The organism is Sphingomonas sp. PAMC 26621 (assembly GCF_000251145.1).
GTDB lineage: Bacteria > Pseudomonadota > Alphaproteobacteria > Sphingomonadales > Sphingomonadaceae > Sphingomonas.
The window spans coordinates 55793-68780 of record NZ_AIDW01000018.1 but is presented as its reverse complement, the minus strand read 5'-3'; the positions used below and the strand labels follow the sequence as shown (position 1 = coordinate 68780).

At 66.9% G+C, this 12988-nt stretch carries 12 protein-coding genes; 3 read left to right on the top strand and 9 right to left on the bottom strand.

All coding sequences use genetic code 11. From position 1 onward, the window contains the following. Nucleotides 1-102: 102 nt before the first annotated feature. The 7 genes from hflX to dusB all read right to left on the bottom strand — a co-directional run bounded on the left by hflX (nt 103) and on the right by dusB (nt 9268). Complete coding sequence (hflX, locus tag RI03_RS09735; protein ID WP_010216996.1) at nt 103-1395, bottom strand: GTPase HflX; 1293 nt, start codon at nt 1393-1395, stop codon at nt 103-105. A gap of 9 nt (nt 1396-1404) precedes the next feature. Further along, nucleotides 1405-1971 carry an RNA chaperone Hfq gene (hfq, locus tag RI03_RS09730; RefSeq protein WP_274517556.1) on the bottom strand — a complete coding sequence of 189 codons (567 nt, stop codon included), beginning with the start codon at nt 1969-1971 and terminating at the stop codon, nt 1405-1407. A 134-nt stretch (nt 1972-2105) separates the two neighbouring features. Then, entirely contained in the window at nt 2106-3479 is a 1374-nt protein-coding gene (ntrX, locus tag RI03_RS09725; RefSeq protein WP_010163824.1) for a nitrogen assimilation response regulator NtrX, read from the bottom strand. 3 nt (nt 3480-3482) lie between these two features. Next, nucleotides 3483-5687 carry a HAMP domain-containing histidine kinase gene (locus RI03_RS09720; protein WP_010216995.1) on the bottom strand — a complete coding sequence of 735 codons (2205 nt, stop codon included), beginning with the start codon at nt 5685-5687 and terminating at the stop codon, nt 3483-3485. Between the two features lie 106 nt (nt 5688-5793). Then, nucleotides 5794-7206 carry a nitrogen regulation protein NR(I) gene (gene ntrC / locus RI03_RS09715; RefSeq protein ID WP_010216994.1) on the bottom strand — a complete coding sequence of 471 codons (1413 nt, stop codon included), beginning with the start codon at nt 7204-7206 and terminating at the stop codon, nt 5794-5796. Further along, nucleotides 7203-8288 carry a two-component system sensor histidine kinase NtrB gene (locus RI03_RS09710; protein WP_010216993.1) on the bottom strand — a complete coding sequence of 362 codons (1086 nt, stop codon included), beginning with the start codon at nt 8286-8288 and terminating at the stop codon, nt 7203-7205. The genes ntrC and RI03_RS09710 overlap by 4 nt, the downstream gene beginning before the upstream one ends. After that, nucleotides 8264-9268 (bottom strand): tRNA dihydrouridine synthase DusB, encoded by a 1005-nt coding sequence (gene dusB / locus RI03_RS09705; RefSeq protein ID WP_010216991.1) that lies wholly within the window; start codon nt 9266-9268, stop codon nt 8264-8266. Before dusB ends, RI03_RS09710 begins: the two co-directional genes overlap by 25 nt. Nucleotides 9269-9382: 114 nt before the next feature. Here dusB and RI03_RS09700 point away from each other — a divergent pair, with 114 nt between their 5' ends. The 3 genes from RI03_RS09700 to RI03_RS09690 are packed head-to-tail and all read left to right on the top strand — an operon-like array spanning nt 9383 to nt 11606. After that, entirely contained in the window at nt 9383-10549 is a 1167-nt protein-coding gene (locus RI03_RS09700) for a bifunctional 2-C-methyl-D-erythritol 4-phosphate cytidylyltransferase/2-C-methyl-D-erythritol 2,4-cyclodiphosphate synthase (RefSeq protein ID WP_010216990.1), read from the top strand. Continuing rightward, complete coding sequence (locus RI03_RS09695; protein ID WP_037515117.1) at nt 10546-11079, top strand: hypothetical protein; 534 nt, start codon at nt 10546-10548, stop codon at nt 11077-11079. Before RI03_RS09700 ends, RI03_RS09695 begins: the two co-directional genes overlap by 4 nt. 2 nt (nt 11080-11081) lie before the next feature. Beyond that, nucleotides 11082-11606: a CinA family protein gene (locus RI03_RS09690; protein WP_443208553.1), complete on the top strand. Its 525-nt coding sequence runs from the start codon at nt 11082-11084 to the stop codon at nt 11604-11606. Here the strand turns inward: RI03_RS09690 and RI03_RS09685 are convergent. Then, nucleotides 11543-12025 carry a type II toxin-antitoxin system RatA family toxin gene (locus tag RI03_RS09685; protein ID WP_010216985.1) on the bottom strand — a complete coding sequence of 161 codons (483 nt, stop codon included), beginning with the start codon at nt 12023-12025 and terminating at the stop codon, nt 11543-11545. The two genes, RI03_RS09690 and RI03_RS09685, sit on opposite strands and share 64 nt — an antisense overlap. Nucleotide 12026: 1 nt before the next feature. Beyond that, nucleotides 12027-12974: a lipoyl synthase gene (lipA, locus tag RI03_RS09680; RefSeq protein ID WP_010163813.1), complete on the bottom strand. Its 948-nt coding sequence runs from the start codon at nt 12972-12974 to the stop codon at nt 12027-12029. Nucleotides 12975-12988 lie beyond the last annotated feature (14 nt).

The window sequence follows — 12988 nt, the reverse complement described above, 5'->3', positions numbered from 1 at the left end:
CCGGTCCCTACGTTACCCGTTCCTTTCACGCGTAGTAAGGAAACCGGCGCTGTAGCCGGCTTCCCCGTTACCTTCGAAACGGGCAACCAGACGTTTCCCGCTTCAGTCGTTGCGCTGGCAAAACCGTTCGTAATCCCGTTCGGCCATCCGCACTTCGTAAACGGCCGTATCACCGTCGACCGTCTGCGCCGAAACCTCGCCATGCGCATGCAGCCACGCCGCGCCTGCGCCGTCCGCCGCATCGAGCGTGATCGCATATTGGCGATGGCTTGCCGTCAACAGACCCGCAACGGTATCGAGCAGGTCCGCCACCCCTTCCCCGCTCAGCGCCGACAACGCCACGACGTCCTCGCGCCGCGCCGCCTCGCCGATCATTTCCGCGCGCTCGTCTGCATCGAGCAGGTCGAGCTTGTTCCAGGCCTCGATCCGCGGGACCGACGCGTCGACGCCGATATCGCGGAGAACCGCCTCGACATCGTCCTTCTGCGCGATCGTGTCGGGATGCGCGATGTCGCGAACGTGGATCAGCAGGTCGGCGGACACGACTTCCTCGAGCGTCGCCTTGAACGCTGCGACCAGCAGGGTCGGCAGTTCCGAGACGAACCCGACCGTGTCCGACAGGATCGCCTTGTCGATCCCGGGCAGCGCGATCTGGCGCAACGTCGGGTCGAGTGTCGCGAACAGCAGATCCTCCGCCATCACATCGGCACCGGTCATCCGGTTGAACAGCGTGGATTTGCCCGCGTTGGTATAGCCGACCAGCGCGATCACCGGCCACGGCGCACGCTGGCGCCGATCGCGATGCAGCCCACGGGTGCGCGAGACCTGTTCGAGTTCCTTCTTCAGCCGTGCCATGCGGTCGCGGATCAGGCGGCGATCCGCTTCGATCTGCGTCTCACCCGGACCACCGAGGAAGCCGAACCCGCCGCGCTGGCGTTCGAGGTGGGTCCAGCTCCGCACGAGCCGCCCCGCCTGATAATCGAGATGCGCGAGTTCGACCTGCAACCGCCCCTCGGCGGTCGCGGCGCGTTCGCCGAAGATCTCGAGGATCAGTCCGGTTCGGTCGATCACCTTGGCGGAGAGAGCCTTCTCGAGGTTGCGCTGCTGCACCGGAGTCAGGCTCGCGTCGAACACGACGAGCTCGGCTTCCGCCATCCGCACCGTCGCGGCGAGCGCCTCGAGCTGGCCCTTGCCGATCAGCGTCGCTGGCTGCAGCGCGCGCACCTTGACCGCGACGCGGTCGACGACCTCGACGTGGATCGCCATCGCAAGCCCGGCGGTTTCCGCCAGCCGGGCATCGGCATCGCGCGACGAAGCACCCGTGTCAGGGTAAACGACGATGGCCTTGGCACCGCGCGCTACGTCGTCGCGGTCGCGTTCAAATCCTGTGGTCAAAAACGGTCCTCAATCTTCGTCGGAACCCGCTGTTTCATCAGCGAGATTAAGCGGATGCGCAGGCTGGATGGTCGACACTGCATGCTTGTAGACAAGCTGCGCCATGCCATCGCGCTGGAGCATCATGCAGAACAGGTCGAACGCGGCGATCTGCCCCTGGAGCATCACGCCGTTGACCAGGAACATCGTCACGCTGTCCTCGGACTTGCGCACTGCGTTGAGGAAGATCTCCTGCAACAGCGGCTGCTTGCGCTGCGCCTCGCCAATCGCATTGACGATCGCGTCGACGTCGATCGTGTTCGCGGGCATGATCGTCGAGATCGCGTGCTTGTAGATCAGCTGCGACTGGCCGTCGCGGCGCAACAGCACCGAGAAATTGTCGAACCACGTCACGATCCCCTGCAGTTTCACGCCCTTGACGAGAAACATCGTGATCGGCGTCTTGGTGCGGCGGAGCGCGTTGAGAAAGAGGTCCTGGAGCGAAGTCTGTTTGTCGGCCATCGGTCGATCCTTGTTCTTGGCGGGTTTGCCCGCGGCGCGCCGGTGCCCGGCGTCGGATAGTCTGGAGTTGCTAATCTAGGGATGCGGGTGCGCTTCGTCCACTGGAACGCAACGACTTTATCTGGCAGGCGGCAGTCGGTCAGCGCGCAAAAACCCGCTGACCGTCACGCTCGCACGCCAACGGCACCGCCCTCCCCTGGTGGACCGTCCTAGTCTTCGCGGACTTCGGTGATCCCGAGCAGCTTGAGCTTGCGGTGCAACGCCGAGCGCTCCATCCCGATGAAGTTGGCGGTGCGCGAGATATTCCCGGAGAACCGCCGGATCTGCACCCGCAGATACTCGCGTTCGAAACTCTCGCGCGCTTCCCGCAACGGCGCGCCCATGATCGCGGTCGCGCCGCTCCCCATTTCACCGGGATCGCCGAGGATGTCGGGCGGCAGCATGTCGACGTCGATCCGCGCGAGCCGGTCGCCCGGTGCCATGATGATCGTCCGCTCGACGATGTTCCGCAACTGGCGGACGTTGCCGGGCCATTCGTAGGATTGCAGCGCGACCATCGCATCGGGCGCGACCTGCGGCGTGGCAACGCGACGTTCGGAGGCATAATGCGCCATGAAATGGTCGATCAGCACCGGGATATCCTCGCGCCGCTCGGACAGGTTGGGGAGCGTGACGGGGACGACGTTGAGTCGGTAATACAGGTCCTCGCGGAACCGCCCCTGCTCGATTTCGTGCGTCAGATCGCGCGCGGTCGCCGAGACGACGCGGACGTCGACCTTCACCACCCGCTGCCCGCCGACGCGGTTGAACGCCTGCTCGGTCAGCACGCGCAGGATCCGCCCCTGCGTCGTCAGCGGCATGTCGGCGATCTCGTCGAGGAACAACGTCCCGCCATGCGCCTGTTCGAGCAGCCCGGAGCGGACGAGTTGCCCCCCCTCCTCCACGCCGAACAGTTCTTCCTCGACCCGCTCGGGCGTCATCCGTGCCGCGCTGACGACGACGAACGGCGCGGTCGCGCGCTGGCTCCAGCCGTGCAACAGCCGCGCGGCGACTTCCTTGCCGACACCCGCGCCGCCCATGATCAGCACGCGGCTTCCGGTCGACGCCACGCGCTTCAACGTCGCGCGGACGCCGTTGATCGCGGTAGAGCTGCCGGTCAGGTCGTTGTCGCGCCCGACGCTCGCGCGGAGACTCGCCACCTCGGCACGAAGCCGTTCGGTCTCGGTCGCGCGCGCGACCATCAGCAACAGGCGTTCCGCCTCGAACGGCTTTTCGATGAAATCGGCGGCACCGCGCCGGATCGCCGCGACCGCGGTATCGAGATTGCCGTGGCCCGAGATCATCAGCACCGGGATCGACGGATCGCGCCGCTTGATCTCGTCAAGCAGTTCGAGCCCGTCGAGCCGCGACCCGTGCAGCCACACGTCGAGCAACACCAGCGACGGCCGCCGCACCGAAATCGCTTCCAGCGCGGAATCGCTATCGCCGGCCACCCGCGCGTCATAGCCTTCGTCCTCGAGGACGCCGGCTACTAGATCACGGATATCGCGTTCGTCATCGACGACGAGGATGTCGAGGGGCATGGTTCAGGTCCGGTTCTGTACGAGGACTGGCGCGGCAGGCGCGCTGTTGGACATTGGCGTAATGGCATCGTCGCCGCCATCGAGCTTGGCGAGCTGTTCAGTATCGAAGCACAAAGTCACGATCGTCCCGCCCCCCGGCCGGTCGGCGAAGGTGATCGTGCCGCAATGTTCCTCGACGATCTTCTTGACGATCGCGAGCCCGAGCCCGGTCCCGCGCGCGCGGGTGGTGACATAGGGCTCGACGATCCGGTCGCGCGCGGCAGGCAGGCCGATTCCGGTGTCCGCGACGGTCAGCACGATCCTGCCGTCGCCCGGTTCGATCGCCATCACGATCTGCGCAGCTTCGGCACCGGCATTGGCCTCGATCGCCTCGACCGCATTCTTGACGATGTTGGTCAACGCCTGGCCGATCTGGCGCCGGTCACAAATTAGCATCGGCGCGGGGTCGGCGGAGTCGAGCGCGAAGGTGATGCCCGGATGCGCGACCTCGTGGAGGAACAGTGTCTGGCGGGCGAGATCGACCAGCGATTCCTCCCGGAACACCGGCTTGGGCATCCGCGCGAACGAGGAAAACTCGTCGACCATGCGGCGCAGATCGCCGACCTGTCGGACGATCGTGTCGGTCAGCCGGGCGAAGGTCGTGTCCTCGGGGTCGATCTGCTTGCCATAGCGGCGCTGCAGCCGTTCGGCGGCGAGCTGGATCGGGGTCAACGGGTTCTTGATCTCGTGCGCGATCCGGCGCGCGACGTCCGACCAGGCGGCGCGGCGCTGGTCGAGCAATTGTCCGGTGATGTCATCGAACGTCAGGATCGGCCCCTCCGCGGCGCGAGTTACCTTGACCGCGAGCGTCCGCATTTCGTTGCCCTGCCCCAGTTCGACGATCGCATCGCGCTCGTCGCGTTCGATCAGCGCGGCAAGCTCGGGGGAAATCGTGCTCAGCGGCTTGCCGACCAGCATTTCATCCGGGCTTTCGAGCAGCGAGATCGCCGAGCGGTTGATCAGCCGGATCATGCCATCGGGCGAAACCGAGATTACGCCCGCGGTGACGCCCGACATCACCGCCTCGATCAGCGCGCGGCGGCTTTCCAGCGCGCCGGTCTGCGCTTCCAGGCGTTCGGTCATCTGGTTGAACGCGCTGCCGAGCGTGCCGAGTTCGTCCTGAACACGCGTTTCGGGAACGCGCGCGGACAGGTCCCCGGTCGCCACCTTGTGCGCCGCCGCGACCAGCGCGCCGACCGGCCGCACCAGCCGATCCGCGACCTCGAGCGCGATCCACACCGCGATCGCGATGATCAGCAGCGACATGGCGAGCAAGGCAGCGTTGAATTTCAATTGGAGGGATCGCGATTTGGCGATCAGATCGCGGTAGCTCGAAAGCACCGCGATGCTGCGCTTCGACTGCGCCTCCATCACATGGACGTCTGATCGCGCAACCGTCAGGAGGAACACGTTGGTCGTGCCGGGCACCAACGTGACCGTTTCGATGAGATTGCCCTTCACCGTGGTGATGCTGGGGGTGCCGCGCCGCAACCGGTCAAGCTCGGGCTGCGAAACCTCGTTCCGATAGTCCAGTTTGTCCGGATTGACCTGCAGGATCTCGCGCGAATCGCCCTTGGGCTCGGCGATGAACAGAAACCCGTCGGAAAGGCCGCGCAGATAGATCTGGTTGAAGAAATAAGCGGGGAATTGCGGGGACTTGAGGTTCTGCTGGAGGTTGTCGGAAATATCCGCTGCGGCGAGGACCGCCGAATCCTGCCAGCGGCGCAACATCTGGTCGTAGGAGGTGCGCGCAACCCCCGTCGCGTTCTCGATCATGCTGCGCGCCTGGTCGGAATACCAGAATTGCACGCCGTACTGGAACAGCAGCGACGCGAACACGACGACGAACAGCGTCGGCACCGCCGCGATCACCGAGAACAACGCGACGAGCTGGACATGCAGGCGCGCGCGCCCGCCGATCGGCAACCGCGCCGCGCGCTTCATCGCGATCCGCCGCCCGAGCAACACCAGCAACGCGCCTGCCGGCAGCAGGTTGGCGACCAGCAGCAAGGCGATCACCGCGGGACTGAGCAAGGCGCGCGAGGCCGCACCGGTGCTGATGACGAAATAGGTCGCGACCGCGATCGCGACCAACGCGCTCAGCACAAGGAACTCGATTGCCGGGACAATTTTGAGCGGCGCGCGAAGCGACGGGGCGGAACGTGTCAAAGGGGGCGTACTGCCTTCCATCGTGACATTGCTACAACGCTATTGTGGCTAAGAAAACACAGTATTTGTCTCGGTCCATCGGATTGCCGATCCGACCGATCGCAGCTTATGGTTCAATCCCCAGCACATCCAGTCGCTTACGCAAAGTGTTGCGGTTGATTCCGAGCGCACGGGCGGCGCGCAGCTGGTTATTGCCGTGGCGCGCCAGCAACGCTTCGATCAGCGGACGCTCGACCTCGCCGATGATGCGGTCGTACAGCGTGCCATCGTCGAGCGCCGCAGGCTCCTCGATCGCCAGTCGCGCGATCCGGGCGTGGATCGCGGCCTCGATCCCGGCGTCGCCGACCGGGCGGGGCGGCGCTACGCCCCCCAGCATCGCGCGTACTTCGCCGCCGTCGATCCGTTCGTCGCGCGCGAGTACCGACACACGGCGCATCATGTTCTCAAGCTCGCGGACGTTGCCGGGCCACTCATGCGCTTCCAGCACCGCCACAGCATCGGTCGTCAACTGCTTACGCGGCAACCCGTCTTCCACAGCACGGTCGAGGAAGTGCCGCGCCAGCAGCGCAATGTCCTGCCGCCGCGCGCGGAGCGCGGGCAAGGTCACGGGAACGACGTTGAGCCGGTAGAACAGGTCCTCGCGAAACTGCCCGTTGGCGACGAGCTGGGTGAGATCACGATTGGTCGCCGCGACGATCCGGACGTCGGCGCGGATCGTCCGAGCACCGCCGACCGTCGTGAATTCGCCCGACTGGAGAACGCGGAGCAACCGGGTCTGCGCTTCCATCGGCATGTCGCCGATCTCGTCGAGGAACAGCGTTCCCCCCGCTGCCTGCTCGAACCGGCCGGCCGACCGCGCCTGCGCGCCGGTGAACGCGCCACGTTCATGGCCGAACAGCTCCGCCTCGATTAGCTCGCGCGGGATCGCAGCCATGTTGAGCGCGAGGAACGGCGCGCGTCGGCGCGGGCCGAGATCATGGATCGCGCGCGCGACCAGTTCCTTGCCCGTCCCCGACTCGCCTGACACCAGGACCGTCAGATCGTTCGACACGACCCGCGCGATGATCCGGTAGACGTCCTGCATCGCCGGCGACCGCCCGATCAACGGGAGGGTCTCGTCCTCGTCGCTCGGTTCGAACACCCCGCCCGATCCCCGCGCGAGCGCGCTCTGGACGCTTTGCGACAGCGCATCCAGGTCGAACGGCTTGGGCAGATAATCGAACGCGCCGACCTCGGTCGATCGCACTGCAGTGGTCAGCGTGTTCTGCGCGGACAGGACGATCACGGGCAGCCCCGGATGGCTCGCGACGACGCGTTCGACCAGATCGAGCCCGTTGCCGTCGGGCAGGACGACATCGGTGACGAGGACGTCGGGGGCGCGTCCGGCAAGCTGCACTTCGGCCTCGGCAATCGTCGCCGCGGTCGTGACACGGTGGCCGTCCCGTTTCAGCGCCTGCCCGACGACGGTGCGGATCGCCGCGTCGTCGTCCACCACGAGGATCCGCCCGGTGCGGGTCACGCGGTGCCGCGCGGGAGCATGATGCGGAAGACAGTCATCGGCGGGGTTCCCTCGCGCGCATATTGGACGATCCCGCCCATGTCGCGGACCAGCTTGTCGACCAGCGCGAGGCCCAGCCCCTGCCCCTCCGGCTTGCCCGAGATGAACGGGTCGAACAGGTGGTCCGCGATATCGGCCGGCGCGCCGGGGCCGTTGTCGATCACGCAGATCTCGATCGGGAGCGGCTGGCGTGGACGCCCGGGGGCGGGTGCGATCGCCATGCCGTGGCGATAGGCAGTGGCGAGCGTGATTCGCGCGTCCGCCTGGCCGCGCATCGCCTCGCACGCATTCTTGAGCAGGTTGAGCACGACCTGCAGAATCGAATCGCGGTCAAGTTGTGCCGTGGGGAGCGACGGATCGAAGCGTTCCTCGATCTTCACCTGCTGCGCGAACCCGGCGAGCGCGACGCGGCGGGCATGATCGAGCAGCGGATAAACGTTTTCGGGCGCGAGATGGAGTGGGCGGGTGTCGGTAAAGTCCTGCATCCGGTCGATCAGCGCGGCGACGCGGTCCACTTCGGTCGTGATCAGCGTGGTCAGCTCGGCCGCGCCCTTGCCCTTGGATAGAAGCTGCGCCGCCCCCCGGATGCCGGACAGTGGGTTCTTGATCTCATGCGCGAGCATCGCCGCCGCGCCGATCGCGGCGCGCGCCGCTGCCGCACGGTCCGCGCTGTGGCCGAGCCGCCGCGAATTGGCGGCATGGTGGAGCGTGATCGTCCGCCAGCCGGGGTGATCCGCGATCAGTGTCTCGACATAATCGACCCGCACGCTGCCGCCACGGGCCAGCGCGATCTCGGTGTCGAACGCCGACAGGCCGTGATTGTCGCGCGGATAGTCGACCCCCGGATCCTGCATCACCGCGGCGAGCGGCTGCCCCAGCATCGCGCGCTCGGACAGGTTGAGCAGCGTTTCGCATTCGGCATTGGCGTGGACGATCCGCGACTCGGGGTCGACCACCAGCACCGCGACCGGCAGCGCGGCGAACAGTTCGGCGAAGCCGGGCCCCGGCCCTGCGCCCGTCACGCGGCGGCGCGGCTGCGCCACGGGGCGTAGAATTCGGCGAGCATCGCCTGCACCACCTTCGGGTCGGGGATCTGGTTGACCTTGTTGCGGAACTCGGCCGAGCCGTGGAGCCCGCGGGTGTACCAACCGATGTGCTTGCGCGCCATATTGACCCCGGTCTCGGTGCCATAATGCGTGAGCATCGCATCGTAATGCTCTGCGATGACGGTATATTGTTCCTCGAGCGAAGGGTCTTCGCGCCGCCGCCCATGCGCGAACCACTCCATCACCTGCCCGAGCAGCCACGGGCGACCGTACGCCCCCCGCCCGATCATCACGCCATCCGCCCCCGATTGCTCGAGCGCGGTCTCGGCATCCTCGATCGAACAGATGTCGCCATTGGCGATCACCGGAATCGTGACGGCCTCCTTGACCTGACGGATGAACGCCCAGTCGGCATTGCCCTTGTACATCTGATTACGCGTGCGGCCGTGGACCGTCACCAGCTTGCACCCGAGATCCTGCGCGATCTTCGCGAGTTCGGGCGCGTTGAGGCGGTCGAGATCCCACCCCATCCGCATCTTGAGCGTGACGGGCACCGATACGGCATCGACCACGCCCTTGATGATCGCCGCCGCGAGATCGAGGTCGCGCATCAGCGCGGAGCCCGCGTCGCCGTTGGTCACCTTGCGGACTGGGCAGCCCATGTTGATGTCGACGATCGCGGCACCGCGATCCTCGCTCAGCTTGGCGGCCTCGCCCATCTCGAACGGGGTGCAGCCGACGAGCTGCATCGACACCGGATCCTCGATCGGATGCCACGCCGCCTTCTGGATCGACTGGCGCGTCTCGCGGATCGCGGCCTGGCTCGCGACCATTTCGGTCACGTTGAGGCCCGAGCCGTAGCGCCGGACCAAAGTGCGGAACGGCATGTCGGTCACGCCGGTCATCGGCGCGAGGATGACCGGGGAAGCGATCGTCACGGGGCCGATCTGCAAGGGGGAAAGCGTGCGCGGGGTCACGGGAGCCTGATCTTTCGGGGGAAGGCATGTGCCTTAAAAACGGGCAGGCTATAGCCGGGACGACGCGGCGCGGCAAGGCTGGCGGGACAGCGCGGCATGGGCTAGGCGCGCCGCATGTCATCGACCACAAATGCCGCCATCATCGTCGCCGCCGGGACTGGCGCACGCTCGGGAAGTGCGGTCCCCAAGCAATATATGCCGCTCGGCGGACGCGCGATCCTGGCGCACAGTTATGAAGCCTTGCGGAGGCACCCCGCGATCGACCGCGTGATGGTGGTGATCGGCGCTGGACAGGAAGCGGCGCTGAACGACGCGCTTGGCGACGTCGAGTTCGTCATCGGCGGGTCGACGCGGCGGCGCTCGGTGCTGGCCGGGCTCGAAGCGCTCACCAGCCAGACCGACCACGTCCTGATCCACGACGCGGCCCGCCCGTTCCTGAGCGCGACCGTCATCGACGCGCTGCTCACCGCGCTCGAGACGCGTGACGGCTCAGTCCCCGCCCTTCCCGTCGCCGACACGCTCGCGCGCGATACCGCGCTCAGCGGCACGCTGCTTGGCGGTACGGTCGCGCGCGACGGGTTGCACCGTATCCAGACCCCACAGGCGTTCCGTTATCCCGTCGTGCTCGCCGCGCATCGCGGCTGGCGCGGGGACGAACCCACCGATGATGCCCAGATGGTCCGCCTCGCGGGTGGCACCGTCGCCTTGGTCCAAGGAGATCCCATGCTCGAGAAGATTACCCACCCCGCCGATTTCGCCGCCGCCGAGGCGCGCCTCGAAACCACGTTGCGCACCCGCATGGCGACCGGCTTCGACGTCCACCGGCTCGAGGTTGGCGAGGAATTGTGGCTCGGCGGCGTGCTGATCCCGCACGACAAGGGCCTGTCCGGGCATAGCGACGCCGACGTCGCGCTCCACGCGATTACCGACGCCTTGCTCGGTACGATCGCAGCCGGAGACATCGGCACGCACTTCCCGCCGAGCGATCCGCAGTGGCGCGGTGCGGACTCTGCGCAGTTCCTCCAGCATGCCGCGAGCCTCATCACCGACCAGGGGGGCATCATCGACTTCATCGACCTGACGCTCATCTGCGAGGAACCCAAGGTCGGCCCGTACCGCACCGCGATGCGCGACCGGATCGCGGACCTGTTGCGGCTCAAGCCCGGCCAGGTCAGTATCAAGGCGACCACCACCGAACGGCTGGGCTTCACCGGGCGCGGCGAAGGAATCGCGGCGCAGGCGGCGGCAACGGTGCGGGTCCCGGAGGATCGGACGGCATGAGGATGCGGGCGATCGTGGCGACATGGCTGGCGCTGGCTGCCACCGCGAGCAGCGCCGCGCAGGCGCAGCCGGGCGCCTGCCTGACCGCATCGGAAGTGACCGATCTCGCGCAGGTCGTTCTCCCCGAGGCGATCGGCGCGGCGGGGCAGGTCTGCGCGCGCGTGCTCCCAGTGACCGCCGCGATCCGCCAGACCAATGGCGCGCTCCTGACGCGCTACCGCAGCGAGGCCGATCGCGTCTGGCCGCAGGCGAAGCGCGTGATCGGCAAGATCGGCGGGGTCGAGGGGACCGCGATGCTCGACTCGGATCTCGTCCGGCCGCTCCTGACCACGATTCTGGTCGCGCAGGTGACCAAGACGATCAATGTCCGTGATTGCACGTCGATCGAACGGATCTACACTGCGCTCGCCCCGCTTCCGCCGCGCAACACGGCGGACGTGGCGGCGCAGATTCTGCTGCTCACGATCCAGGCCAAGGCGCGCAGGGGCGAGAAGATCGACCTGCCCGTCTGTTTTGAAACGGCGAAATGACGATGGACACGATCCTTCCTACCGAACTCGTCGAGGCCGCACGCAAGGTGGTCGAGGCCAACCTCGCGGTCGGGCGGCGCGTTGCGCTGGCCGAGAGCTGCACCGGCGGGCTGGTCGCGGCGGCGCTGACCGAAATCCCGGGATCGTCCGAGATGTTCGAATGCGGCTTCGTCACCTATTCCAACGACGCCAAGCTCTCGATGCTGCGCGTGAGCGCGGACGTGATCGAGACGTTCGGCGCCGTATCGGTCGCAACCGCCTGGAGCATGGCACAGGGCGCGCTCGAGGCGAGCGGCGCTGACATCGCTGTGGCGATCACCGGCGTGGCGGGGCCCGGCGGTGGCTCCGAAAAGAAACCGGTCGGCACCGTCGTCTTCGCACGCGCCGAGCGCGGGGCCGATCCCGGCAACGTCGTTGCGGACCGCAAGGATTTCGGCGATCTCGGTCGCGGCGGCGTCCGGCTTCAGGCCGCGCTGTGCGCGCTCGAACTGCTGCTGCCGCCGAGCGACGGTGACGAAGCGCTGTAAAGCACCTTGGCGCGATCCTCGAACGCGCCGATCATCTTGCGCAGCGCGGTGCCGAACACCTGTCCCGCGAGCATCTCGAACACGCGATTCTTGAACGCGAAGTCGACCGTGAAATCGACCGCACACCCCTGCGGCTCGGGCCGGAACAGCCATTCGTTACGCAGATATTTGAGCGGGCCATCAAGATAGTCGACGTGGATGCGGTCTGGCCGCACCATCTCGACCTTCGACGTGAACGTCTCGCGCAGGCCCTTGAACCCGACGATCATGTCCGCGACAAGTTGCGTCTCGCTGCGCGACCGCACGCGGATCTGCGAGACCCACGGCAGGAACTCGGGATAGCGACCGACGTCCGCGACCATGTCGAACATCTGCTCGGGCGTGTACGGCAGATGCCGCGTTTCGGAATGACGCGGCATCTCAGGCGCGGGCCAGCTTCAGCTCCCGCGCGGCGCGCAGGCGGGCAAAGTCGTCGCCGGCGTGATAGCTCGACCGGGTCAGCGGCGAACTCGCGACGAGCAGGAAGCCCTTCGCGCGTGCGATGGCGGCGAACGCGTCGAACGTCTGCGGCTTGACGAAATCCATCACCTTGGTGTGGCGAGGGGTCGGCTGGAGATATTGCCCCATCGTCAGGAAATCGATGTCGGCCGACCGCATGTCGTCCATCACCTGATGCACCTCGAGCCGTTCCTCGCCGAGCCCGAGCATCACGCCCGACTTGGTGAAGATCGACGGATCGTGCCGCTTGACCGATTCGAGTAGCCGCAGCGACGCGTAATAGCGCGCACCCGGGCGGATCGTCGGGTACAGCCGCGGCACCGTCTCGAGATTGTGATTGTACACATCCGGCCGCGCCGCGACGATCGACTCGACCGCAGCCTGCGTCTTGTTGCGGAAATCGGGGGTCAGGATCTCGATCGTCGTATTCGGCGTGGTGCGGCGCAGTGCCTCGATCACCTTGACGAATTGCGACGCGCCCCCGTCCGGCAGATCGTCGCGATCGACCGAGGTGATGACGATATGCTCGAGGCCAAGCTCCGCGGCGGCATCGGCGGTATGCTGCGGCTCGAGCGCGTCGACCGCGCGCGGCATGCCGGTCTTGACGTTGCAGAACGCGCACGCGCGCGTGCAGGTGTCGCCGAGGATCATCACGGTCGCGTGTTTCTTGGTCCAGCACTCCCCGATATTGGGGCACGCCGCTTCCTCGCACACGGTGGCGAGGTTGAGGCGGCGCATCAGCGCCTTTGTCTCGGCGAAGGCGGTGCCGCCGGGGGCCTTGACGCGGATCCAGTCGGGCTTGCGTTCACGGGCCGGGCGGGCCGGCGACTCTGAGAGCAACTGGGGTGCGAGCGGGGAGTTCTCGGTCATGGGTGGCAGATAGC